The sequence below is a fragment of the Klebsiella sp. PK01 genome, from assembly GCF_057624675.1.
In genome coordinates this window covers 15419-39937 of record NZ_JBYEZM010000014.1, presented here as the reverse complement: position 1 = coordinate 39937, position 24519 = coordinate 15419, and the positions used below count along the sequence as shown (strand labels likewise).

Genomic DNA, 24519 nt, shown 5'->3' with positions numbered 1-24519 from the left:
GGAACTGCCAGGCATCAAATAGAACGAAAGGCTCAGTCGGAAGACTGGGCCTTTTGTTTTTGTGTTTTGCGGCCAGACGCGCCGCCGTCTCCCCCGGTGGCGCTGCGCTTACCGGGGCTACAGTCCTGTAGCCCGGAAAAGGTGCGCAGCACCGCCTCCGGGGAAAGCCGCTGTCATAGCAACGTAAACGAAAGGCTCAGTCGGAAGACCGGGCCTTTTGTTTTTGTGTTTTGCGGCCAGACGCGCCGCCGTCTCCCCCGGTGGCGCTGCGCTTACCGTGGCTACCAACCCGTAGCCCGGAAAAGGTGCGCAGCACCGCCTCCGGGGAAACATCCTCCCTGCCAGCGCCATTCATTAACGCCCATCATGAGTAGAACCCGGCCCTGAACCGGTATTATTCAGGCAAGCCTTCCCTCGCTATATACGGTAAACTAATGCTGATTTTGCATCAGGAAGCCACTATGAACCTCTCCCTCAAACCCTGGAATACCTTTGGCATTAACCATTCTGCCAAAGCAATTGTACTTGCTGAAAATGAACAACAGTTGCTGGCTGCCTGGCAAGCCGCCGCTGCAGAACACCAACCTTGTCTGATCCTTGGAGAAGGAAGCAACGTGCTGTTCCTGAAAGACTATTCCGGCACGGTGATCATCAACCGCATCATGGGGATCGAGGTAAGCGAAACGTCTGAAGCCTGGCGTTTGCACGTTGGCGCCGGCGAAAACTGGCATCAACTGGTGCAATTTGCGCTGGAAAATGGCATGCCTGGGCTGGAAAACCTGGCCTTAATTCCTGGCTGCGCGGGGTCTTCACCAATTCAAAATATTGGTGCCTATGGCGTCGAACTGCAGCGAGTATGTGAATACGTAGACTGTATCGAACTCGAAACAGGTCGCAAGCAGCGCCTTTCTACCGCACAGTGCCGTTTCGGCTATCGTGACAGTATTTTCAAACATGAATATCAGGATCGTTACGCGATAGTGGCTGTTGGGCTATGGCTGAAAAAAGCGTGGCAGCCTGTCCTGACCTACGGGGATTTAACCCGTCTCGATGCGCAAACTGTTACCCCCCGCCAGGTGTTTGATGCGGTTTGCCATATGCGTATGACCAAGTTACCGGATCCGAAAGTAAATGGTAATGCCGGCAGCTTCTTTAAGAACCCGGTCGTCAGCGCTCAGGTTGCTCAGGAATTGCTGGCTGCATTCCCTGGCGCGCCACATTATCCACAGGCTGACGGCAGCGTTAAGCTGGCGGCCGGTTGGCTTATCGATCAGTGCCAGCTAAAAGGTAAAACTATCGGCGGGGCGGCAGTTCACCGTCAGCAGGCGTTGGTGCTGATCAACGATAACCAGGCGACCAGCGATGATGTCGTAGGGTTAGCCCACTATGTCCGCCAGCAGGTTGGCGAGAAATTTAACGTTTGGCTACAGCCTGAAGTGCGCTTCATCGGAGAGCAGGGTGAAGTGAACGCGGAAGAGGTGATTGCATGAAAGACAATACCGTACCCCTGACGCTTATCTCTATTCTGGCGGATGGCGAGTTTCACTCTGGCGAACAGCTTGGCGAACGCCTGGGGATGAGCCGCGCGGCAATTAACAAGCATATGCAGACGCTCCGCGACTGGGGTGTTGATGTGTTTACCGTACCAGGGAAGGGCTATAGCCTCCCTGAGCCGATTGAATTGCTGGATGAACAAAAGATTGCCGGCCAGATTGAACAAGGTCGTATTACCGTGCTGCCGGTGATTGACTCCACCAACCAGTATTTGCTGGATCGTCTGGACGAACTGGAGTCAGGTGATGCCTGTGTTGCTGAATATCAGCAGGCTGGTCGTGGCCGCCGCGGGCGTAAGTGGTTCTCACCGTTTGGGGCCAATCTTTATCTCTCCATGTACTGGCGTCTGGAGCAAGGCCCCGCAGCTGCGATTGGTTTGAGCCTGGTCATCGGTATTGTGATTGCAGAAGTACTGCAGAGCCTGGGGGCGGATAACGTTCGGGTCAAATGGCCGAATGATATTTATCTGCAGGACCGCAAGTTGTCCGGTATCCTGGTAGAACTGACAGGCAAAACCGGTGATGCCGCGCAGATCGTCAGCGGTGCTGGTATCAATCTCGTGATGCGCCGGGTTGAGTCTGATGTTGTCAATCAGGGGTGGATCAGCTTACAGGAGGCGGGAGTCTTCATTGACCGTAACACCCTGACGGCGCGTCTGGTGAAAGCATTACGTAGCGGTTTGCAACTATTCGAGCAGGAAGGTTTAACACCTTACCTGCCACGCTGGGAAAAACTGGATAACTTTATTAATCGGCCGGTGAAGCTGATTATTGGCGATAAGGAAATATTTGGTATTTCTCGCGGAATTGATGCACAAGGGGCATTATTACTCGAGCAGGATGGGGTAATTAAACCATGGGTTGGAGGCGAGATATCGCTGCGTAGCGCAGAATAAACAGAAGGGAGCTTGCGCTCCCTTTCTTATTTCCGTAGGCGAACTTGATCGACCGAGTGATTTGCGCTCTTCGTCATAATCAAGCTGGCACGCTCTCTGGTTGGTAATATATTTTCTTTTAAGTTCAGTAGGTTGATCTCATTCCATAATGAAGTGGCAATATTAACCGCTTCGTCTTTTGAAAGTTTGGCGTAATTATGGAAATAAGAATCTGGATCGGTAAAAGCTCCTTCACGGAATTTCAGGAAGCGATTGATATACCAGTTCTTTAATAAGTCTTCCGGCGCATCGACATAAATAGAGAAATCGACAAAGTCAGAAACAAATACATGATGGGGATCGTGTGGATAATCCATTCCGCTCTGCAGAACGTTCAAACCTTCCAGAATAAGAATATCCGGTTGAGCAACGGTTTTATCGCCATCAGGAATAACATCATAAATCAGATGGGAATAGACCGGCGCGGTTGCGCTGGGTACGCCAGATTTCAGATCAGAAACAAACTTCACCAGCCGATGCATATCATATGACTGCGGGAAGCCCTTTTTCTTCATCAGGCCGCGTTCCTTTAACACCGAGTTAGGATGTAAGAAGCCATCGGTAGTAATCAGTTCTACATGGCGATGTTCAGGCCAGCGGCTAAGCAGCGCCTGTAAAACACGCGCTGTTGTACTTTTACCAACCGCAACACTACCTGCAATACTGATGATGTAAGGGATGCGCTGGCCGTTGGTACCAAGGAATTGTTCAAGCACCGCCTGGCGACGGAGGTTGGAACTGATATAGAAATTGAGCAAACGTGACAGCGGCAAATAGATCTCGGCGACTTCTTCCAGCGAAAGATCTTCGTTGATGCCTTTTAACCGCGCGATTTCTTCCTCTGTCAGCGTCATCGGAACGGAATCACGAAGTGCAGCCCATTGGTTGCGGTTAAATTGTAGATAGGGTGTCATTAACGTCTGCTCTTTTTTGCTCATAAGCATGTTCTTACTATCACCGAAAAAGAGGTAGCGGTGATGCTTCACACTAGTTAATCAGGACAATGGGCAGGAGGGTAACACCAGAATGCCGGGAATAATAAGAAAAAAACTCATCGAAGGGCGCTTTCTCATAGCAGCATCACAAGTGATGAATAAGTAGAAAGAGGGGAGAAAGCGAGTCTGCTATCTTTGCAGGTTAGCGATCGCGCCTGCCACCAGGATTTCCAGGTGAAAAAACCGTCATTCTTGTATCTGACAGGCGCAGCGAAACAAATTCTGCGTTGAGGAATGCGCTTTTTTTGCACTCCATTGTTTGAAATTACACCGTTTTTTCGCGTAAGAGCACAAAATGTGAGCAAGAGAACGTTTTATGCAAATTTTTAGTTGCATGAACTCGCAGGTCTCCCTAGAATGCGCGCTACTTGATGCCGACTTAGCTCAGTAGGTAGAGCAACTGACTTGTAATCAGTAGGTCACCAGTTCGATTCCGGTAGTCGGCACCATAACAATTTGGGTGGGGTTCCCGAGCGGCCAAAGGGAGCAGACTGTAAATCTGCCGTCATCGACTTCGAAGGTTCGAATCCTTCCCCCACCACCACTTTCGGGCGACGCTTTGCGTAGCCGGAGTTGGTTGGGTAAACTAATCAGCTCAACATTAAAGAGAGCAATCTCTTTTTTGTTACAGAAAGAACTGGGTAGCCGAGTTTCAGGATGCGGGCATCGTATAATGGCTATTACCTCAGCCTTCCAAGCTGATGATGCGGGTTCGATTCCCGCTGCCCGCTCCAGACGTGCTGATATGGCTCAGTTGGTAGAGCGCACCCTTGGTAAGGGTGAGGTCCCCAGTTCGACTCTGGGTATCAGCACCACTTCTTTATCTCTCCTTCCCTGTTTCTCTCTGTTTATTGCATTCAACAAGTCGGGCATGTTGCCTGGTTGATGTGGTGATATCACCGATTTATCCGTGTCTTAGAGGGACAATCGATGTCTAAAGAAAAGTTTGAACGTACAAAACCGCACGTTAACGTCGGTACTATCGGCCACGTTGACCATGGTAAAACAACGCTGACCGCTGCAATCACTACCGTACTGGCTAAAACCTACGGCGGTGCTGCTCGCGCATTCGACCAGATCGATAACGCGCCGGAAGAAAAAGCTCGTGGTATCACCATCAACACTTCCCACGTTGAATATGACACCCCGACTCGCCACTACGCGCACGTAGACTGCCCGGGCCACGCCGACTATGTTAAAAACATGATCACCGGTGCTGCTCAGATGGACGGCGCGATCCTGGTTGTTGCTGCAACTGACGGCCCGATGCCGCAGACTCGTGAGCACATCCTGCTGGGTCGCCAGGTAGGCGTTCCGTACATCATCGTGTTCCTGAACAAATGCGACATGGTTGATGACGAAGAGCTGCTGGAACTGGTTGAGATGGAAGTTCGTGAACTGCTGTCTCAGTACGATTTCCCGGGCGACGACACTCCGATCGTTCGTGGTTCTGCTCTGAAAGCGCTGGAAGGCGATGCAGAGTGGGAAGCGAAAATCATCGAACTGGCTGGCTTCCTGGATTCTTACATCCCGGAACCAGAGCGTGCGATTGACAAGCCGTTCCTGCTGCCGATCGAAGACGTATTCTCCATCTCCGGTCGTGGTACCGTTGTTACCGGTCGTGTAGAGCGCGGTATCATCAAAGTTGGTGAAGAAGTTGAAATCGTTGGTATCAAAGACACCGCGAAAACCACCTGTACTGGCGTTGAAATGTTCCGCAAACTGCTGGACGAAGGCCGTGCTGGTGAGAACGTAGGCGTTCTGCTGCGTGGTATCAAACGTGAAGAAATCGAACGTGGTCAGGTACTGGCTAAGCCAGGCAGCATCAAGCCGCACACCAAGTTCGAATCTGAAGTGTACATCCTGTCCAAAGATGAAGGCGGCCGTCATACTCCGTTCTTCAAAGGCTACCGTCCGCAGTTCTACTTCCGTACTACTGACGTGACTGGTACCATCGAACTGCCGGAAGGCGTAGAGATGGTAATGCCGGGCGACAACATCAAAATGGTTGTTACCCTGATCCACCCGATCGCGATGGACGACGGTCTGCGTTTCGCAATCCGTGAAGGCGGCCGTACCGTTGGCGCGGGCGTGGTTGCTAAAGTTCTCGGCTAATCGCTGATAACATTTGACGCAATGCGCAATAAAAGGGCATCATTTGATGCCCTTTTTGCACGCTTTCACACCAGAACCTGGCTCATCAGTGATTTTTTTTGTCATAATCATTGCTGAGACAGGCTCTGAAGAGGGCGTAAAGTCCGAAACGCAGCAGAGCATTTCGGTTTGGTCGCCTCGCATTTAACGCGGGGCGAAGATGTTTGTCTGAATTCTTGTGACAGGTTGGTTTATGAGTGCGAATACCGAAGCTCAAGGGAGCGGGCGCGGCCTGGAAGCGTTGAAGTGGGTTATCGTTGCCGTGCTGCTGATCGTAGCCATCGTAGGCAACTTCCTTTATCGCGACATTATGCTGGCGATCCGTGCGCTGGCCGTGGTGATTCTTATCGCTGCTGCCGGTGGCGTCGCTCTGTTAACGACAAAAGGTAAGGCGACTGTCGCCTTCGCCCGCGAAGCGAGAACCGAAGTCCGCAAAGTGATCTGGCCGACCCGCCAGGAAACGCTGCACACCACGCTGATTGTTGCTGCCGTAACTGCAGTAATGTCACTGATCCTGTGGGGACTGGATGGTATTCTGGTTCGCCTGGTATCCTTTATCACTGGCCTGAGGTTCTGAGATGTCTGAAGCTCCTAAAAAGCGCTGGTACGTCGTTCAGGCGTTTTCCGGTTTTGAAGGTCGCGTAGCTACTTCGCTGCGTGAACATATCAAATTACACAACATGGAAGAGTTGTTTGGCGAAGTCATGGTTCCGACCGAAGAAGTGGTTGAAATCCGTGGCGGCCAGCGTCGCAAAAGCGAACGCAAATTCTTCCCAGGCTACGTTCTGGTTCAGATGGTCATGAACGACGCGAGCTGGCACCTGGTGCGCAGCGTCCCGCGCGTGATGGGCTTCATCGGCGGTACTTCCGACCGTCCGGCGCCGATCAGCGACAAAGAAGTCGATGCCATCATGAACCGTCTGCAGCAGGTTGGCGATAAGCCGCGTCCGAAAACGCTGTTTGAACCGGGCGAAATGGTTCGCGTTAACGACGGTCCGTTTGCTGACTTTAACGGCGTTGTTGAAGAAGTGGACTACGAGAAGTCCCGCCTGAAAGTTTCCGTTTCTATCTTCGGTCGTGCGACTCCGGTAGAGCTGGACTTCGGTCAGGTTGAGAAGGCGTAAGCCGGCGATCAAAAAAGCAGCGATTTAATCGTTGCATAGGGCGCGAAATTGGAATACAATTTCGCGCCTTTTGTTTTTATGGGCCTGGCCCGTAAAACGATGTTTAATCACGGGGAGCTTCTCTGAAGCGTTAATACCCAATTCGAGGATTTAAGAATGGCTAAGAAAGTACAAGCCTACGTCAAGCTGCAGGTTGCAGCTGGTATGGCAAACCCGAGTCCGCCGGTTGGTCCAGCACTGGGTCAGCAGGGCGTTAACATCATGGAATTCTGCAAAGCGTTCAACGCAAAAACTGAATCCATGGAAAAAGGTCTGCCAATCCCGGTTGTTATCACCGTTTACGCTGACCGTTCTTTCACTTTCGTTACCAAAACTCCGCCGGCAGCAGTTCTGCTGAAAAAAGCGGCTGGTATCAAGTCCGGCTCCGGTAAGCCGAACAAAGAGAAAGTTGGTAAAATTTCCCGCGCTCAGCTGCAGGAAATCGCGCAGACCAAAGCTGCCGACATGACTGGTGCCGACATTGAAGCGATGACTCGCTCCATCGAAGGTACTGCACGTTCCATGGGCCTGGTAGTGGAGGACTAAGAAATGGCTAAACTGACCAAGCGCATGTCCGTGATTCGTGAGAAAGTTGATGCAACTAAACAGTACGACATCAACGAAGCCATCTCTCTGCTGAAAGAACTGGCGACCGCTAAGTTCGTTGAAAGCGTTGACGTTGCTGTAAACCTGGGCATCGATGCTCGTAAATCTGACCAGAACGTACGTGGTGCAACTGTACTGCCGCACGGTACTGGCCGTTCTGTTCGCGTTGCCGTATTTGCACAGGGCCCGAACGCTGAAGCTGCTAAAGCTGCAGGCGCCGAGCTGGTAGGTATGGAAGATCTGGCTGACCAGATCAAGAAAGGCGAAATGAACTTTGACGTTGTTATTGCTTCCCCGGATGCAATGCGCGTTGTTGGCCAGCTGGGCCAGGTTCTGGGCCCGCGCGGCCTGATGCCAAACCCGAAAGTTGGTACCGTAACTCCTAACGTTGCTGAAGCGGTTAAGAACGCTAAAGCAGGTCAGGTTCGTTATCGTAACGACAAAAACGGCATCATCCACACCACCATCGGTAAAGTGGACTTTGACGCTGACAAACTGAAAGAAAACCTGGAAGCTCTGCTGGTTGCGCTGAAAAAAGCAAAACCGACTCAGGCTAAAGGCGTGTACATCAAGAAAGTTAGCATCTCCACCACCATGGGTGCAGGTGTTGCAGTAGATCAGGCTGGCCTGAACGCTTCTGCAAACTAATGCCTTTACGTGGGCGGTGATTTTGTCTACAATCTTACCCCCACGATTCTGTCAATAAGACAGACGCTATGCGAGTCATTTGAATTGCAGCAAGGCAGCAATCGAGTGAATCACCGGGAGTGTAGTTAACTACATGACCGGTGTGAACGAGAGCAGCTAACGCCGCTGCGGTTCGAAGGACGAAGTCATAGGAAGAATTTGTTCGTTGGAGCCTGGCCTATCCAGGCCTCCGTCGAAGACCGCAGGTGTTTCGTAAGAAACTTAATCCCCTGCGTAGACGGTGACAGAACGCTAAGATTATTTTTTGGATACTCTGGCTTGTTTCTGCTCACCGTATTAAGACGCTCTATTCGTTGAATAGAGTGAAGTGAGTTCCAGAGCATAAGCTCTGGCAAACATCCAGGAGCAAAGCTAATGGCTTTAAATCTTCAAGACAAACAAGCGATTGTTGCTGAAGTCAGCGAAGTAGCCAAAGGCGCGCTGTCTGCAGTAGTTGCGGATTCCCGTGGCGTAACTGTAGATAAAATGACTGAACTGCGTAAAGCAGGTCGTGAAGCTGGCGTTTACATGCGTGTTGTTCGTAACACCCTGCTGCGCCGCGTCGTTGAAGGTACTCCGTTCGAGTGCCTGAAAGACACGTTTGTTGGTCCGACCCTGATTGCATACTCTATGGAACACCCGGGCGCTGCTGCTCGTCTGTTCAAAGAGTTCGCGAAAGCGAATGCAAAATTTGAGGTCAAAGCCGCTGCCTTTGAAGGTGAGCTGATCCCGGCGTCGCAAATCGACCGCCTGGCAACTCTGCCGACCTACGAAGAAGCAATTGCACGCCTGATGGCAACCATGAAAGAAGCTTCGGCTGGCAAACTGGTTCGTACTCTGGCTGCTGTACGCGATGCGAAAGAAGCTGCTTAATCGCAGTTATCTTTGTAAAGCACTCGCTTACGTATAAACTTATTCTGATATTCAGGAACAATTTAAATGTCTATCACTAAAGATCAAATCATTGAAGCAGTATCCGCTATGTCCGTAATGGACGTTGTTGAGCTGATCTCTGCAATGGAAGAAAAATTCGGTGTTTCCGCTGCTGCTGCTGTAGCTGTAGCTGCTGGCCCGGCTGAAGCTGCTGAAGAAAAAACTGAATTCGACGTAATTCTGAAAGCTGCTGGCGCTAACAAAGTTGCTGTTATCAAAGCAGTACGTGGCGCGACTGGCCTGGGTCTGAAAGAAGCTAAAGACCTGGTAGAATCTGCACCGGCTGCACTGAAAGAAGGCATCAGCAAAGACGACGCTGAAGCTCTGAAAAAATCTCTGGAAGAAGCTGGCGCTGAAGTTGAAGTTAAATAAGCCAACCCTTCCGGTTGCAGCCTGAGAAATTAGGCTGAGGCTGGTGACTTTTTAGTCACCAGCCTTTTTGCGCTGTAAGGCGCCAGTAGCATTTCACACTGTTTGACTGCTGGTTTGCCTCACAATGCTTGTTTCTATCGACGACTTAATATACTGCGACAGGTTAGGGTTCCTGGGCTGTGTAAATCGCAATGAAATGGTTTAAGCGTGATAGCAACAGGCATTGCGGAAAGTGTTCCATTTTCCGGTCAACAAAATAGTGTTGCATAAAAAACTGCCCTTTCCGGGCAGATGGGTCGACTTGTCAGCGAGCTGAGGAACCCTATGGTTTACTCCTATACCGAGAAAAAACGTATTCGTAAGGATTTTGGTAAACGTCCACAAGTTCTGGATGTGCCTTATCTCCTTTCTATCCAGCTTGACTCGTTCCAGAAGTTTATCGAGCAAGATCCTGAAGGGCAGTATGGTCTGGAAGCAGCCTTCCGTTCCGTATTCCCGATTCAGAGCTACAGCGGTAATTCAGAGCTGCAATACGTCAGCTACCGTCTGGGCGAACCTGTTTTTGATGTTAAAGAATGTCAGATCCGTGGCGTGACGTATTCCGCACCGCTGCGTGTGAAACTGCGTCTGGTGATCTACGAGCGCGAAGCGCCGGAAGGCACCGTTAAAGACATTAAAGAACAAGAAGTCTACATGGGCGAAATCCCGCTCATGACCGACAACGGTACCTTCGTTATCAACGGTACCGAGCGTGTTATCGTTTCTCAGCTGCACCGTAGCCCGGGCGTCTTCTTTGACAGTGACAAAGGTAAGACTCACTCTTCCGGTAAGGTCCTGTATAACGCACGTATCATTCCTTACCGTGGTTCCTGGCTGGACTTCGAATTCGACCCGAAAGACAACCTGTTCGTTCGTATCGACCGTCGTCGTAAACTGCCTGCAACCATCATTCTGCGCGCGCTGAATTACACCACTGAGCAGATCCTTGACCTGTTCTTCGAGAAAGTGGTCTTTGAAATTCGCGACAACAAGCTGCAGATGGAGCTGGTACCGGAGCGTCTGCGCGGTGAAACCGCCTCCTTCGATATCGAAGCCAACGGTAAAGTGTACGTTGAGAAAGGCCGTCGTATTACCGCGCGCCATATTCGCCAGCTGGAAAAAGACGATATCAAACATATCGAAGTTCCGGTTGAGTACATCGCGGGTAAAGTTGCTTCTAAAGACTACATCGACGAAGCGACCGGCGAACTGATCTGCCCGGCGAACATGGAGCTGAGCCTGGATCTGCTGGCTAAACTGAGCCAGTCCGGCCACAAGCGTATCGAAACGCTGTTCACCAACGATCTGGACCACGGTCCGTACATTTCTGAAACTGTACGCGTCGACCCAACCAACGATCGTCTGAGCGCGCTGGTAGAAATCTACCGCATGATGCGCCCGGGTGAGCCGCCGACTCGTGAAGCGGCTGAAAGCCTGTTTGAGAACCTGTTCTTCTCCGAAGACCGCTACGATCTGTCCGCGGTTGGTCGTATGAAGTTCAACCGTTCTCTGCTGCGCGACGAAATCGAAGGTTCCGGTATCCTGAGCAAAGACGACATCATCGAAGTGATGAAGAAGCTCATCGATATCCGTAACGGTAAAGGCGAAGTCGATGATATCGACCACCTCGGCAACCGTCGTATCCGTTCCGTTGGCGAAATGGCGGAAAACCAGTTCCGCGTTGGCCTGGTGCGTGTAGAGCGTGCGGTTAAAGAGCGTCTGTCTCTGGGCGATCTGGATACCCTGATGCCTCAGGATATGATCAACGCCAAGCCGATTTCCGCAGCAGTGAAAGAGTTCTTTGGTTCCAGCCAGCTGTCCCAGTTTATGGACCAGAACAACCCGCTGTCTGAGATTACGCACAAACGTCGTATCTCCGCACTCGGCCCAGGCGGTCTGACCCGTGAACGCGCAGGCTTCGAAGTTCGAGACGTACACCCGACTCACTATGGTCGCGTATGTCCAATCGAAACGCCTGAAGGTCCGAACATCGGTCTGATCAACTCCCTGTCTGTGTACGCACAGACTAACGAATACGGTTTCCTTGAGACCCCGTATCGTAAAGTGACCGACGGTGTTGTTACCGACGAAATTCATTACCTGTCTGCTATCGAAGAAGGTAACTACGTCATCGCTCAGGCGAACTCCAACCTGGATGACGAAGGCCACTTTGTTGAAGATCTGGTTACCTGCCGTAGTAAAGGCGAATCCAGCTTGTTCAGCCGCGACCAGGTTGACTACATGGACGTATCCACCCAGCAGGTGGTATCCGTCGGTGCGTCCCTGATCCCGTTCCTGGAACACGATGACGCCAACCGTGCATTGATGGGTGCGAACATGCAACGTCAGGCGGTTCCGACTCTGCGCGCTGATAAGCCGCTGGTTGGTACCGGTATGGAACGTGCTGTTGCCGTTGACTCCGGTGTTACTGCGGTGGCTAAACGTGGCGGTACCGTTCAGTACGTGGATGCTTCCCGTATCGTTATCAAAGTTAACGAAGACGAGATGTACCCGGGCGAAGCAGGTATCGACATCTATAACCTGACCAAGTACACCCGTTCTAACCAGAACACCTGCATCAACCAGATGCCTTGCGTGTCCCTGGGTGAACCAATTGAACGCGGCGACGTCCTGGCCGACGGCCCGTCCACCGACCTCGGTGAACTGGCGCTGGGTCAGAACATGCGCGTAGCGTTCATGCCGTGGAACGGCTACAACTTCGAAGACTCCATCCTCGTATCCGAGCGTGTTGTCCAGGAAGACCGTTTCACCACCATCCACATTCAGGAACTGGCATGCGTGTCCCGTGACACCAAGCTGGGGCCGGAAGAGATCACCGCTGACATCCCGAACGTGGGTGAAGCCGCGCTCTCTAAACTGGATGAATCCGGTATCGTTTATATCGGTGCGGAAGTGACCGGCGGCGACATTCTGGTTGGTAAGGTAACCCCGAAAGGTGAAACCCAGCTGACTCCGGAAGAGAAACTGCTGCGCGCGATCTTCGGTGAGAAAGCGTCTGACGTTAAAGACTCTTCTCTGCGCGTACCGAACGGTGTCTCTGGTACCGTTATCGACGTTCAGGTGTTTACCCGTGACGGCGTAGAAAAAGACAAGCGTGCTCTTGAGATCGAAGAGATGCAGCTGAAGCAGGCTAAAAAAGACCTGTCTGAAGAACTGCAGATCCTCGAAGCTGGTCTGTTCAGCCGTATCTACGCTGTGTTGGTTGCCGGTGGTGTTGAAGCTGACAAGCTCGACAAACTGCCGCGCGATCGCTGGCTGGAACTGGGCCTGACCGACGAAGAGAAACAAAATCAGCTGGAGCAACTGGCTGAGCAGTATGACGAACTGAAACACGAGTTCGAGAAAAAACTCGAAGCGAAACGCCGTAAAATCACTCAAGGCGACGATCTGGCACCGGGCGTGCTGAAGATTGTTAAGGTATACCTGGCCGTTAAACGCCGTATCCAGCCTGGTGATAAGATGGCGGGTCGTCACGGTAACAAGGGTGTTATCTCTAAGATCAACCCGATCGAAGATATGCCGCACGATGCTAACGGTACGCCGGTAGATATCGTACTGAACCCGCTGGGCGTACCGTCTCGTATGAACATCGGTCAGATCCTGGAAACTCACCTGGGTATGGCTGCGAAAGGCATCGGCGATAAGATCAACGCCATGCTGAAACAGCAGCAAGAAGTCGCGAAACTGCGCGAATTCATCCAGCGTGCTTACGATCTGGGCGCTGACGTTCGCCAGAAAGTTGACCTGAATACCTTCAGCGATGAAGAAGTTCTGCGTCTGGCTGAAAACCTGCGTAAAGGCATGCCAATCGCAACGCCGGTATTCGACGGTGCGAAAGAAGCTGAAATCAAAGAGCTGCTGCAGCTGGGCGACCTGCCGACTTCCGGTCAGATCACTCTGTTTGACGGCCGCACCGGTGAACAGTTCGAACGTCCGGTAACCGTAGGTTACATGTACATGCTGAAACTGAACCACCTGGTCGACGACAAAATGCACGCTCGTTCCACCGGTTCTTACAGCCTGGTTACTCAGCAGCCGCTGGGTGGTAAGGCGCAGTTCGGTGGTCAGCGCTTCGGTGAGATGGAAGTGTGGGCGCTGGAAGCATACGGCGCGGCCTACACCCTGCAGGAAATGCTCACCGTTAAGTCTGATGACGTGAACGGTCGTACCAAGATGTATAAAAACATCGTGGACGGCAACCACCAGATGGAACCGGGCATGCCGGAATCCTTCAACGTACTGTTGAAAGAAATCCGCTCGCTGGGCATCAACATCGAACTGGAAGACGAGTAACTCTCGCTCAAACAGGTCACTGGTGCCGGGGTAAAACCCGGCGCCAGATTGTGCTAACTCCGACGGGAGCAAATCCGTGAAAGACTTATTAAAGTTTCTGAAAGCGCAAACTAAAACCGAAGAGTTTGATGCGATCAAAATTGCTCTGGCATCGCCAGACATGATCCGTTCATGGTCTTTCGGTGAAGTTAAAAAGCCGGAAACCATTAACTACCGTACGTTCAAGCCAGAACGTGACGGTCTGTTCTGCGCTCGTATTTTCGGGCCAGTAAAAGACTATGAGTGCCTGTGCGGTAAGTACAAGCGCCTGAAACACCGTGGTGTTATCTGTGAGAAGTGCGGCGTTGAAGTGACCCAGACCAAAGTGCGTCGTGAGCGCATGGGCCACATCGAGCTGGCGTCTCCGACTGCCCACATCTGGTTCCTGAAGTCTCTGCCGTCCCGTATCGGTCTGCTGCTGGATATGCCGCTGCGTGATATCGAACGCGTACTGTACTTTGAATCTTATGTTGTTATCGAAGGTGGCATGACCAACCTCGAACGCAACCAGATTCTGACTGAAGAGCAGTACCTGGACGCGCTGGAAGAGTTCGGTGACGAATTCGACGCGAAGATGGGCGCCGAAGCTATTCAGGCCCTGCTGAAAAGCATGGACCTGGAGCAAGAGTGCGAGCAGCTGCGTGAAGAGCTGAACGAAACCAACTCCGAAACCAAGCGTAAAAAGCTGACCAAGCGCATTAAGCTGCTGGAAGCGTTCGTTCAATCTGGCAACAAGCCGGAGTGGATGATCCTGACCGTTCTGCCGGTTCTGCCGCCAGATCTGCGTCCGCTGGTTCCGCTGGATGGCGGTCGTTTTGCGACTTCTGACCTGAACGATCTGTATCGTCGCGTCATTAACCGTAACAACCGTCTGAAACGTCTGCTGGATCTGGCTGCGCCGGACATCATCGTACGCAACGAAAAACGTATGCTGCAGGAAGCGGTCGACGCCCTGCTGGATAACGGTCGTCGCGGTCGTGCGATCACCGGTTCTAACAAACGTCCTCTGAAATCTTTGGCCGATATGATCAAAGGTAAACAGGGTCGTTTCCGTCAGAACCTGCTCGGTAAGCGTGTTGACTACTCCGGTCGTTCTGTAATCACCGTAGGTCCATACCTGCGTCTGCATCAGTGCGGTCTGCCGAAGAAAATGGCGCTGGAGCTGTTCAAACCGTTCATCTACGGCAAGCTGGAACTGCGTGGCCTGGCCACCACCATCAAAGCCGCTAAGAAAATGGTTGAGCGCGAAGAAGCCGTCGTTTGGGATATCCTGGACGAAGTTATCCGCGAACACCCGGTACTGCTGAACCGTGCGCCAACACTGCACCGTTTGGGTATTCAGGCGTTCGAACCGGTTCTGATCGAAGGTAAAGCTATTCAGCTGCACCCGCTCGTTTGTGCGGCATATAACGCCGACTTCGATGGTGACCAGATGGCTGTTCACGTACCGCTGACGCTGGAAGCCCAGTTGGAAGCGCGTGCGCTGATGATGTCTACCAACAACATCCTGTCCCCGGCGAACGGCGAACCAATCATCGTTCCGTCTCAGGACGTTGTACTGGGTCTGTACTACATGACCCGTGACTGTGTTAACGCCAAAGGCGAAGGCATGGTGCTGACTGGCCCGAAAGAAGCGGAGCGTATTTATCGCGCCGGTCTGGCCTCTCTGCATGCGCGCGTTAAAGTGCGTATCACCGAATACGAAAAAGACGACAATGGTGAATTCGTCGCGAAGACCAGCCTGAAAGACACGACCATTGGCCGTGCCATTCTGTGGATGATCGTACCGAAAGGTCTGCCGTTCTCTATCGTGAACCAGGCGCTCGGTAAGAAAGCGATCTCCAAGATGCTGAACACCTGTTACCGTATTCTGGGTCTGAAACCGACCGTTATTTTTGCGGACCAGACGATGTACACCGGCTTTGCTTATGCAGCGCGTTCAGGTGCATCCGTTGGTATCGATGACATGGTCATCCCGGAGAAAAAATACGAAATCATCAGCGAAGCGGAAGCTGAAGTTGCTGAGATTCAGGAACAGTTCCAGTCTGGTCTGGTTACTGCGGGCGAACGCTACAACAAAGTTATCGATATCTGGGCTGCGGCGAACGATCGTGTATCCAAAGCGATGATGGATAACCTGCAAACCGAAACCGTTATTAACCGTGACGGTCAGGAAGAACAGCAGGTTTCCTTCAACAGCATCTACATGATGGCCGACTCCGGTGCGCGTGGTTCTGCGGCACAGATTCGTCAGCTGGCTGGTATGCGTGGTCTGATGGCGAAGCCGGATGGCTCCATCATCGAAACGCCGATCACCGCGAACTTCCGTGAAGGTCTGAACGTACTCCAGTACTTCATCTCCACCCACGGTGCTCGTAAAGGTCTGGCGGATACCGCACTGAAGACAGCGAACTCCGGTTACCTGACTCGTCGTCTGGTTGACGTTGCGCAGGACCTGGTTGTTACTGAAGACGACTGTGGCACCCTGGAAGGCATCACCATGACGCCGGTTATCGAAGGTGGCGACGTTAAAGAGCCGCTGCGCGATCGCGTACTGGGTCGTGTGACTGCTGAAGACGTTCTGAAGCCGGGTACCGCGGACATTCTGGTTCCACGCAACACGCTGCTGCACGAGCACTGGTGTGACCTGCTGGAAGAGAACTCCGTTGACTCCGTCAAAGTTCGTTCCGTTGTATCCTGTGACACCGACTTTGGTGTATGTGCGCACTGCTACGGTCGTGACCTGGCGCGTGGCCACATCATCAACAAAGGTGAGGCTATCGGCGTTATCGCGGCACAGTCCATCGGTGAGCCGGGTACACAGCTGACGATGCGTACGTTCCACATCGGTGGTGCGGCATCTCGTGCGGCTGCTGAATCCAGCATCCAGGTGAAAAACAAAGGTAGCATCCGTCTGAGCAATGCGAAGTCGGTTGTGAACTCCAGCGGTAAACTGGTTATCACCTCGCGTAACACCGAACTGAAGCTGATCGACGAATTCGGTCGTACGAAAGAAAGCTATAAAGTGCCTTACGGTTCCGTTATGGCGAAAGGCGACGGGGAACAGGTTGCTGGCGGTGAAACCGTTGCAAACTGGGATCCGCATACCATGCCGGTTATCACCGAAGTGAGTGGTTTCGTCCGCTTCACTGACATGATCGACGGCCAGACCATTACTCGTCAGACCGACGAGCTGACCGGTCTGTCTTCGCTGGTGGTTCTGGATTCCGCAGAACGTACCTCCGGTGGTAAAGATCTGCGTCCGGCGCTGAAAATTGTTGATGCTCAGGGCAACGACGTTCTGATCCCAGGCACAGATATGCCTGCTCAGTACTTCCTGCCGGGTAAAGCGATTGTTCAGCTGGAAGATGGCGTACAGATCAGCTCTGGTGACACCCTGGCCCGTGTTCCGCAGGAATCTGGCGGTACCAAGGACATCACCGGTGGTCTGCCGCGCGTTGCGGATCTGTTCGAAGCACGTCGTCCGAAAGAGCCGGCAATCCTGGCTGAAATCAGCGGCATCATTTCCTTCGGTAAAGAAACCAAAGGGAAACGTCGTCTGGTTATCACCCCGGTAGACGGTAGCGAACCGTACGAAGAGATGATTCCGAAATGGCGTCAGCTGAACGTGTTCGAAGGTGAACGTGTAGAACGTGGTGACGTGGTTTCCGACGGTCCGGAAGCGCCGCACGACATTCTGCGTCTTCGTGGCGTACACGCGGTAACGCGTTACATCACCAACGAAGTGCAGGACGTTTATCGTCTGCAAGGCGTTAAGATTAACGATAAGCACATTGAAGTTATCGTTCGTCAGATGCTGCGTAAAGCGACCATCGAAAGTGCTGGTAGCTCCGACTTCCTCGAAGGCGAGCAGGTTGAATACTCCCGCGTTAAGATCGCTAACCGCGAGCTTGAAGCGAATGGCAAAGTTGCGGCAACCTATTCCCGTGACCTGCTGGGTATCACCAAAGCGTCTCTGGCAACCGAGTCCTTCATCTCCGCGGCCTCGTTCCAGGAGACCACTCGCGTGCTGACCGAAGCAGCCGTTGCGGGCAAACGCGACGAACTGCGCGGTCTGAAAGAGAACGTCATCGTGGGTCGTCTGATCCCGGCGGGTACCGGTTATGCGTACCACCAGGATCGTATGCGCCGTCGCGCAGCGGGCGAACAGCCGGCTGCGCCGCAGGTGAGCGTAGAAGAAGCGTCTGCCAACCTGGCAGAACTGCTGAACGCAGGCCTGGGCGGTTCTGACAACGATTAATCGTTGATGCGCTAAGCGCTTAAAAGCCAGTCAGGTTTCCTGACTGGCTTTTTTATTACCTGTCGATTTATCTCACCTAAAATAAATTACATTTATTTAATGTAATTGCCGCAATTAATTAGCAAATTAAACATGCCTGGTAATTATCAATTTGCTATTTCTTTATGCCATCACTAATCGATGGATAAAAATTCTACATGTATCAAAAAATAAGCCCCGTAAACGCTATATAGTCAAAACACTCAAAGAATCATGTGATTACTTTTCCCCATCCTTTTCGGTTTACCGCAACTGAGGGGTTCGCTGCGCCTGTTAAAAGGCAATGGAGGAGGTGAGCAAAAATAAAAATAAGGCGGAGAGTATTGTCGTTATTTAATGGATAGCTTCTGGGGGATACATGGAATTTGCTATACAGCTCATCATTATCTTAATTTGTCTGTTCTACGGCGCGAAAAAGGGGGGTATTGCGCTCGGCCTTTTAGGCGGCATTGGGTTAGTTATCTTAGTTTTTGTCTTTCATCTTAAACCGGGAAAGCCGCCGGTTGATGTCATGCTGGTGATTATCGCGGTGGTGGCCGCCTCGGCGACGCTACAGGCATCCGGCGGTTTAGACGTGATGCTGCAGATTGCCGAGAAGCTCCTGCGGCGCAATCCCAAATACGTTTCTATCGTCGCGCCATTCGTCACCTGTACGCTGACGATCCTGTGCGGTACCGGCCATGTGGTGTATACGATCCTGCCAATTATTTACGATGTGGCTATCAAAAATAATATTCGCCCGGAGCGACCGATGGCGGCGAGCTCAATTGGCGCCCAGATGGGGATCATTGCCAGCCCGGTTTCGGTGGCGGTGGTCTCGCTGGTGGCGATGCTCGGGAATTTTACCTTTAACGGTAAGCACCTTGAGTTTCTCGATTTGCTGGCGATAACCATTCCGTCAACGCTGCTGGGGATCCTGGCGATTGGTATCTTCAGCTGGTTCCGCGGTAAAGATCTTGATAAAGACGAGACCTTCCAGGCGTTTATTGCGATACCGGAAAACCGTCATTATGTTTATGGCGATACGGCCACGCTATTGGATAAAAAGCTGCCGACCAGCAACTGGATTGCGATGTGGATCTTCCTTGCCTCAATTGCCGTGGTGGCGCTGCTTGGCGCGTTTTCTGAATTGCGTCCGGCGTTCGACGGAAAGCCTCTCTCAATGGTTCTGGTGATCCAGATGTTCATGCTGCTCTCCGGGGCGCTTATCATTATTATTACCAAAACCAATCCGGCTTCGATTTCTAAAAATGAGGTTTTCCGCTCGGGGATGATCGCTATCGTCGCGGTGTATGGTATCGCGTGGATGGCGGAAACCATGTTCGGCGCGCACATGACCGAGATTAAAGGTGTACTCGGAGAAATGGTGAAGGAGTACCCGTGGGCCTACGCTATCGTGCTGTTATTGGTATCGAAGTTCGTCAACTCTCAGGCGGCGGCGCTGGCGGCGATTGTCCCGGTGGCGCTGGCGATCGGCGTTGACCCGGCCTATATCGTAGCTTCCGCGCCAGCCTGCTATGGCTATTACATCCTGCCGACTTACCCAAGCGATCTGGCGGCGATTCAGTTTGACCGTTCAGGCACAACCCATATTGGCCGCTTTGTCATTAACCATAGCTTTATCCTGCCGGGATTAATTGGCGTGAGCGTTTCTTGCGTCTTCGGCTGGGTGTTCGCGGCGATGTACGGTTTTCTGTAAGTGAGACAGGCGCCGCTGGCGGCGCCTGCTAGCTCATTGGGATTATTGTGCGGGCGGCAGGCGGCGATACAGTTCGATCATATCGGTCGCTAAATCCTGAATCACCATCGCGTTCATCAGATGATCCTGGGAGTGCACGGTAATCAGGTTCACCGGCAGCTTGCCGCTGCCTTCATCCATGCCGATAAGCTGGGTCTGGATTTTATGCGCATGCTTTACAAATTCGTGGGAGTCGGCCATAGCCTGCTCGGCGGCGGCGAAATCCCCTTTACGCGCCTGCTGTAGGGCAGTGAGGGCAGAACTGCGCGCGGAGCCGGCGTTGACCAGCAGCTCCATGATAATCGTCTCTAAATCTTCCATGCCTTACTCCATCAGCTTCAGGGCTTTATCAAGAACGGCATCGCCTTTCATCATGCCGTAATCCATCATATCGATAACGGCGACCTTTTTACCAACCGGGTCGGCTAGCGCCTGTAGTTTTGCCTGTTCATACTTCACCTGTGGGCCGAGCAGGATAATATCTGCCGTGGCCAGGTTATCTTTGAACTCCGCTACCGGCACGGCTTTAATAGACACTTCGACGCCTTTCTTCTGCGCGGCGTCTTTCATACGTTGCACCAGCATGCTGGTGGACATTCCTGCGGCACAGCATAAAACGATATTCTTCATTGTTTCATCGCCCTTATGTATGTTCCTTGATATACCATCTTTATCGCGGGCGGCGGCGTGGCACAACCGCTTCACCATGATTGTGTGTAAAACATCACAAAAAATGAAACCGGTTTCAATTTTGCAGCGGCAGAGATAAAAAAGCCCGCAAAAGCGGGCTATCAGAGGGTTACGCTCAGGCGCGAACGATTCGGTTCTTGCCCTGCTGTTTGGCCTTATACAACGCTTCATCCACGCTAACGACCAGTTTTTCCAGCGGCTCCATATTCCACTCTCCGAGGCCGGCGCTAAAGGTGACGGTTAATCCTTCTTCGCGCCAGGTTCGGCTGGCAACGTTAAGGCGCCAGCTCTCCAGAATGGTGAGCGCGTTGTCGATATGTTCGGCAGGGAAGATTACGGCAAACTCTTCGCCGCCGTAGCGGTAAAGCGAGATCTCCTGGGGTTGCAGGATCTGTAACCCTTCACGCGCGACGTTGCGCAGCACGATGTCGCCATTGAGATGGCCCCAGGTATCATTAATCGATTTGAAGTTGTCGATATCGACCAACGCGAGGGCGAAAGGCTGGTGATCGTTCATCAGTGCGGCGATATCGCTGTCGAAGGCACGGCGGTTTTTGCAGCCGGTCAGGGCATCGATGGTGGCCTGGCGGACATAGGTGAGCTCACGCTGTTTATTGCTCTCGATCGCTTTGCTGAGCATGGCTTCCAGCCGCGGCGCGCGTTTGACGTCGCCGGTCTTGATGGCGTTAATGATGTTCATCAGTACGGTACGCGAAGCGTGACGCAGATAAAGCCCGAACAGAACAATGACGATAGCGGCAAGAGCGAAACCCCAGGCGACAATATCGGTTTCATAGCGCGTCAGGTCGTCAAGGGTGGCATCGGTAACGCGGAAAATAACGAACCAGTCAGGATTGGTAAAGGAATAGTAGTAGTACCAGGCCTTATGCTCCTCATCATAAAGCTGGCCTTCCGCACTGGTCATTTTGTCCATGAGTTCCGCGCTAATGTAGGTTTTAAATAGCGCGCCGGTATCGGGATGGATCACCACTTTGCCGTCGCGTTGCACGACAAAAAACTCGCCCTGCACCGGTGAGACAATCTGCCGTAACGCGTAGCCCATCGACGTTAGATCCATATGAAACGCCAGGCTACCTTTGAGCCGCCCCTGCGGTGAAATGACAGGCCGGTAGACGGTGACGGTAGGATGGTGAGTGAAGTAGTCAAGGTAAGGAGTGGTATAGAGACTGAAGGTACTGGCTTCCGCCTGGCGAATAAACCAGGGACGCGTTTTAGGATCAAACGAGCGGCTCTCATCGCCTTCCATCACCTCGGGAGCGCGCAGATAATGGCCGAGAGTATCGGCAAGCGAAATGGAGGAGACCGTCGGCATCAGTTCCTGCAAACGCATCAGATCGTCCAGACCCTTTTGCGGATTGACATTTACGGCGATATTGAGCGCATCGTCGCGGGCGAAGTATTTCGTTGCACGCGCCAGAATGTAGTCATTCTCGCGCAGCAGAGATTCGGTGTAGTTCACCGCAAGATTATGGGTAAAGTTGCGGTTAATATGATGATAATCTTCGAGAAAATTTTTCTTCTGCGTCGCGGTAACAAAGATTGCGATCAGTAAAAAGCTGAGCAAAATCCCCGCAAAGCCCACTACGATCGGCGTAGTAAAAGAAAGCTTTCTGTTGTGGCGTGCCATAAGTTGTTAATCGTCCAGAATCAATATACCCGTCATACTTCAAGTTGCATGTGCGTTGGCAATAACTCGGCCCATCCTTGGGCCTCGCCTTTACGGGGCCAGCGCAAGCGCTGTTCAAAACGGCTAGCCGTTTTGTTCTGCAACTCGAATTATTTAGGGTATAAACCGTGGGTTTAGACGCAGGTTAAGCCAGCATGCCTGCTTAGCGAATCAGGTAACTATCGCTAAATTATAACGCTGAGTGCGCTCAGCATCGTGATTAATATTCGATAGTAATATGTTTGCGGCAGTGCGGACGGTAGAGGCAGGGCGAAGAGAGGAAAGAAAAACTCGCCCTGGTCAGCGTCCGCTGCTGACCCTGGCAGAATAGAAAAATGGCGGCAGTTGGGCGAGCCTCCGTTTTCCATCTCTCGTGCAGGCACGCAAAATAATCAGCGGCTTGCAGCATACTTCATGATGATTGCGAGGCGCGTCCCAGCCAGCTATCCCAGTCTTTCCATACCGGCTGTAGGCCACGGGCGGCCAGCGCGCTGGCAACCTCTTCAGGGCGGCGATCGTCGTGGGGAGCAAATTGCTCAAGTTCCGGATGATCGTCGGCGTAGCCGCCGGGTTGGGTTTTGGAGAACGCGCTGACGTTGTTAATCGCCAGCGGGATCACCCGGTCGCGGAACCACGGTGATTCACGGGTCGAGAGCGACAGCTCAACCTCCGGCGCCAGCAGGCGGAAGGCGCAAATGGTCTGCACCAGCTGACGCTCGTCCATCAGCGAAGCTGGCGTAATACCGCCGGCGCAAGGGCGTAAACGCGGAAAGGAGATAGAGTAGCGGCTGCGCCAGTAGCGCTGCTGTAGCCATAGCAGATGCTCGGCGACCATAAAGCAGTCTACTCGCCAGCTGTCGGAAAGGCCAATGAGCGCGCCGAGGCCGATCTTATCGATCCCCGCTTCGCCTAAACGATCCGGTGTATCAAGGCGCCAGAAGAAATCCTGCTTTTTACCCTTCAGATGGTGCTGGGCATACATACTTTCATGGTAGGTCTCCTGATAGACCATCACCCCATCAAGCCCCAGCGTTTTTAGTTCGGCATATTCTTCGGTCGCCAGCGGCTGCACTTCCATATGCAGCGAGGCAAACTGGCGGCGAATGGCTGGCAGGTGCTGGCGGAAATAATCCATTCCGACCTTACTCTGATGTTCGCCGGTGACCAGCAGAAGATGTTCAAAGCCTAAATTGCGGATTGCGGCGCATTCGCGGGCAATCTCCGCTTCATCCAGTGTCTTGCGCTTGATGCGGTTACTCATTGAGAAGCCGCAGTAGGTACAGTCGTTGGCGCACAGGTTGGACAAATACAAAGGTACGTAAAAGCTGACGGTGTTGCCGAAGCGCTGCCGGGTGAGGCGCTGCGCGCGCTGGGCCAGCGGTTCAATATAATCGGCCGCGGCAGGTGAGAGCAGGGCCATCATGTCATCGCGGGTGAGTTGTTTTGCCGCCAGCGCCCGTTCGACGTCGGCGGCGGTTTTGCTGTTGATGCGCAGGCGTATGTCATCCCATTCCAGCTGCCGCCAGCGATCGCTGAAAGTTTTCATGCCAGTGCCTCCAGAAAGCCGGTCAGCGGGCTGGTGGCCTGCGCCTGAGTACTGCGCGCCCCCGGTCCGGCCTGACGCGCCAGTAATCCGGCATCGACCGCCATGCGGAAGGCGCGGGCCATGGCGACGGGATCGTCGGCGACGGCAATGGCGGTGTTGACCAGTACCGCATCAGCGCCCATTTCCAGCGCCTGCGCCGCGTGGCTCGGCACGCCAATCCCGGCATCAACCACCACCGGTACCGTCGCCTGTTCGATAATAATCTCCAGCATGGCCCTGGTTTCCAGCCCCTGATTGGAGCCTATCGGCGCACCCAGCGGCATCACCGCCGCGCAGCCAGCCTCTTCCAGCCGTTTGCACAGGACCGGGTCGGCGCCGCAATAGGGCAAGACGACAAACCCTTCGCGCACCAGTAGCTCCGCCGCCTTCAGGGTTTCAATGGGGTCAGGCAGCAGCCAGCGGGCGTCCGGGTGGATCTCCAGTTTCAGCCAGTGGGTACCTAAGGCTTCCCGCGCCAGGCGGGCGGCAAAAACCGCTTCTTCCGCCGTCTTGGCGCCTGAGGTATTCGGCAGCAGGTTAACGCCCGCCGCCAGCAGCGGCGCGAGAATCGCGTCATTATGCTGGCGTAAATCGACGCGCTTCATCGCCAGCGTCACCAGCTGACTTCCCGAGGCGCGAATCGCCTCGACCATTACCTCCGGGGCGGCGAATTTGCCGGTTCCGGTAAAAAGGTGGGATTCAAATGTCTTATCAGCAATACGTAACATG

18 protein-coding genes and 4 tRNA genes are annotated in these 24519 nt (G+C 53.0%); 16 read left to right on the top strand and 6 right to left on the bottom strand.

Going from position 1 to position 24519, the window contains the following annotated elements:
• The first annotated feature begins 434 nt into the window (after positions 1-434).
• Both murB and birA read left to right on the top strand, forming a co-directional pair.
• Entirely contained in the window at positions 435-1490 is a 1056-nt protein-coding gene (gene murB / locus AC22LX_RS24555) for a UDP-N-acetylmuramate dehydrogenase (RefSeq protein WP_264673714.1), read from the top strand.
• Positions 1487-2449, top strand: coding sequence for a bifunctional biotin--[acetyl-CoA-carboxylase] ligase/biotin operon repressor BirA (birA, locus tag AC22LX_RS24550; RefSeq protein WP_045398335.1), 963 nt, complete (start codon positions 1487-1489; stop codon positions 2447-2449). Before murB ends, birA begins: the two co-directional genes overlap by 4 nt.
• Positions 2450-2475: 26 nt before the next feature.
• Here the strand turns inward: birA and coaA are convergent, their stop codons facing one another.
• Entirely contained in the window at positions 2476-3426 is a 951-nt protein-coding gene (gene coaA / locus AC22LX_RS24545; protein WP_045398338.1) for a type I pantothenate kinase, read from the bottom strand.
• Between the two features lie 430 nt (positions 3427-3856).
• Here coaA and AC22LX_RS24540 point away from each other — a divergent pair.
• From AC22LX_RS24540 to dcuB, 14 genes are all read left to right on the top strand, one after another.
• Positions 3857-3932, top strand: a tRNA-Thr gene (locus AC22LX_RS24540).
• Positions 3933-3942: 10 nt separating this feature from the next.
• Positions 3943-4027, top strand: a tRNA-Tyr gene (locus tag AC22LX_RS24535).
• Between the two features lie 115 nt (positions 4028-4142).
• A tRNA-Gly gene (locus tag AC22LX_RS24530) sits at positions 4143-4217 on the top strand.
• A 5-nt stretch (positions 4218-4222) separates the two neighbouring features.
• Positions 4223-4298: transfer RNA gene (locus AC22LX_RS24525), tRNA-Thr, on the top strand.
• 115 nt (positions 4299-4413) lie between these two features.
• Positions 4414-5598, top strand: coding sequence for an elongation factor Tu (gene tuf, locus AC22LX_RS24520; RefSeq protein WP_015368828.1), 1185 nt, complete (start codon positions 4414-4416; stop codon positions 5596-5598).
• 232 nt (positions 5599-5830) lie between these two features.
• Positions 5831-6214 carry a preprotein translocase subunit SecE gene (gene secE / locus AC22LX_RS24515; RefSeq protein WP_015368827.1) on the top strand — a complete coding sequence of 128 codons (384 nt, stop codon included), beginning with the start codon at positions 5831-5833 and terminating at the stop codon, positions 6212-6214.
• 1 nt (position 6215) lies between these two features.
• A complete protein-coding gene (gene nusG / locus AC22LX_RS24510) occupies positions 6216-6761 on the top strand; it encodes a transcription termination/antitermination protein NusG (RefSeq protein ID WP_007665882.1) in 546 nt (181 codons plus the stop codon).
• Between the two features lie 156 nt (positions 6762-6917).
• Positions 6918-7346 carry a 50S ribosomal protein L11 gene (gene rplK / locus AC22LX_RS24505; protein ID WP_020079906.1) on the top strand — a complete coding sequence of 143 codons (429 nt, stop codon included), beginning with the start codon at positions 6918-6920 and terminating at the stop codon, positions 7344-7346.
• Positions 7347-7349: 3 nt separating this feature from the next.
• The gene (rplA, locus tag AC22LX_RS24500) at positions 7350-8054 is read left to right on the top strand and encodes a 50S ribosomal protein L1 (protein ID WP_015368826.1); all 705 of its coding nucleotides are present in this window, start codon (positions 7350-7352) and stop codon (positions 8052-8054) included.
• 414 nt (positions 8055-8468) lie between these two features.
• Positions 8469-8966: a 50S ribosomal protein L10 gene (rplJ, locus tag AC22LX_RS24495; protein WP_004097644.1), complete on the top strand. Its 498-nt coding sequence runs from the start codon at positions 8469-8471 to the stop codon at positions 8964-8966.
• 66 nt (positions 8967-9032) lie between these two features.
• A complete protein-coding gene (gene rplL / locus AC22LX_RS24490; RefSeq protein WP_003033114.1) occupies positions 9033-9398 on the top strand; it encodes a 50S ribosomal protein L7/L12 in 366 nt (121 codons plus the stop codon).
• Positions 9399-9722: 324 nt separating this feature from the next.
• Positions 9723-13751 (top strand): DNA-directed RNA polymerase subunit beta, encoded by a 4029-nt coding sequence (rpoB, locus tag AC22LX_RS24485; RefSeq protein ID WP_015704004.1) that lies wholly within the window; start codon positions 9723-9725, stop codon positions 13749-13751.
• A 76-nt stretch (positions 13752-13827) separates the two neighbouring features.
• Entirely contained in the window at positions 13828-18051 is a 4224-nt protein-coding gene (gene rpoC, locus AC22LX_RS24480; protein WP_045397360.1) for a DNA-directed RNA polymerase subunit beta', read from the top strand.
• Between the two features lie 397 nt (positions 18052-18448).
• Entirely contained in the window at positions 18449-19789 is a 1341-nt protein-coding gene (gene dcuB / locus AC22LX_RS24475; RefSeq protein ID WP_045397357.1) for an anaerobic C4-dicarboxylate transporter DcuB, read from the top strand.
• A gap of 42 nt (positions 19790-19831) precedes the next feature.
• Here dcuB and AC22LX_RS24470 read toward each other — a convergent pair whose 3' ends face one another.
• The 5 genes from AC22LX_RS24470 to thiG all read right to left on the bottom strand — a co-directional run bounded on the left by AC22LX_RS24470 (position 19832) and on the right by thiG (position 24518).
• Positions 19832-20149, bottom strand: a complete 318-nt coding sequence (locus tag AC22LX_RS24470) for a PTS lactose/cellobiose transporter subunit IIA (protein ID WP_045397355.1) — start codon at positions 20147-20149, stop codon at positions 19832-19834.
• 3 nt (positions 20150-20152) lie between these two features.
• Entirely contained in the window at positions 20153-20458 is a 306-nt protein-coding gene (locus tag AC22LX_RS24465) for a PTS sugar transporter subunit IIB (RefSeq protein WP_045397351.1), read from the bottom strand.
• A 175-nt stretch (positions 20459-20633) separates the two neighbouring features.
• On the bottom strand, positions 20634-22166 hold the full coding sequence (locus tag AC22LX_RS24460; protein ID WP_047047091.1) for a sensor domain-containing diguanylate cyclase: 1533 nt from the start codon (positions 22164-22166) through the stop codon (positions 20634-20636).
• 451 nt (positions 22167-22617) lie between these two features.
• Entirely contained in the window at positions 22618-23751 is a 1134-nt protein-coding gene (thiH, locus tag AC22LX_RS24455) for a 2-iminoacetate synthase ThiH (RefSeq protein WP_045397345.1), read from the bottom strand.
• A complete protein-coding gene (thiG, locus tag AC22LX_RS24450; RefSeq protein ID WP_020079903.1) occupies positions 23748-24518 on the bottom strand; it encodes a thiazole synthase in 771 nt (256 codons plus the stop codon). The genes thiH and thiG overlap by 4 nt, the downstream gene beginning before the upstream one ends.
• Between the last annotated feature and the right edge of the window lies 1 nt (position 24519).

Coding starts and splice junctions, on each gene's coding strand:
- rplK (WP_020079906.1), top strand. CDS start 6,918: ATGGCTAAGAAAGTACAAGCCTACGTCAAGCTGCAGGTTGCAGCTGGT.
- murB (WP_264673714.1), top strand. CDS start 435: ATGCTGATTTTGCATCAGGAAGCCACTATGAACCTCTCCCTCAAACCC.
- tuf (WP_015368828.1), top strand. CDS start 4,414: ATGTCTAAAGAAAAGTTTGAACGTACAAAACCGCACGTTAACGTCGGT.
- coaA (WP_045398338.1), bottom strand. CDS start 3,426: ATGAGCAAAAAAGAGCAGACGTTAATGACACCCTATCTACAATTTAAC.
- rplJ (WP_004097644.1), top strand. CDS start 8,469: ATGGCTTTAAATCTTCAAGACAAACAAGCGATTGTTGCTGAAGTCAGC.
- thiG (WP_020079903.1), bottom strand. CDS start 24,518: ATGTTACGTATTGCTGATAAGACATTTGAATCCCACCTTTTTACCGGA.
- thiH (WP_045397345.1), bottom strand. CDS start 23,751: ATGAAAACTTTCAGCGATCGCTGGCGGCAGCTGGAATGGGATGACATA.
- secE (WP_015368827.1), top strand. CDS start 5,831: ATGAGTGCGAATACCGAAGCTCAAGGGAGCGGGCGCGGCCTGGAAGCG.
- rpoB (WP_015704004.1), top strand. CDS start 9,723: ATGGTTTACTCCTATACCGAGAAAAAACGTATTCGTAAGGATTTTGGT.
- rplL (WP_003033114.1), top strand. CDS start 9,033: ATGTCTATCACTAAAGATCAAATCATTGAAGCAGTATCCGCTATGTCC.
- AC22LX_RS24465 (WP_045397351.1), bottom strand. CDS start 20,458: ATGAAGAATATCGTTTTATGCTGTGCCGCAGGAATGTCCACCAGCATG.
- AC22LX_RS24460 (WP_047047091.1), bottom strand. CDS start 22,166: ATGGCACGCCACAACAGAAAGCTTTCTTTTACTACGCCGATCGTAGTG.
- AC22LX_RS24470 (WP_045397355.1), bottom strand. CDS start 20,149: ATGGAAGATTTAGAGACGATTATCATGGAGCTGCTGGTCAACGCCGGC.
- birA (WP_045398335.1), top strand. CDS start 1,487: ATGAAAGACAATACCGTACCCCTGACGCTTATCTCTATTCTGGCGGAT.
- dcuB (WP_045397357.1), top strand. CDS start 18,449: ATGGAATTTGCTATACAGCTCATCATTATCTTAATTTGTCTGTTCTAC.
- nusG (WP_007665882.1), top strand. CDS start 6,216: ATGTCTGAAGCTCCTAAAAAGCGCTGGTACGTCGTTCAGGCGTTTTCC.
- rplA (WP_015368826.1), top strand. CDS start 7,350: ATGGCTAAACTGACCAAGCGCATGTCCGTGATTCGTGAGAAAGTTGAT.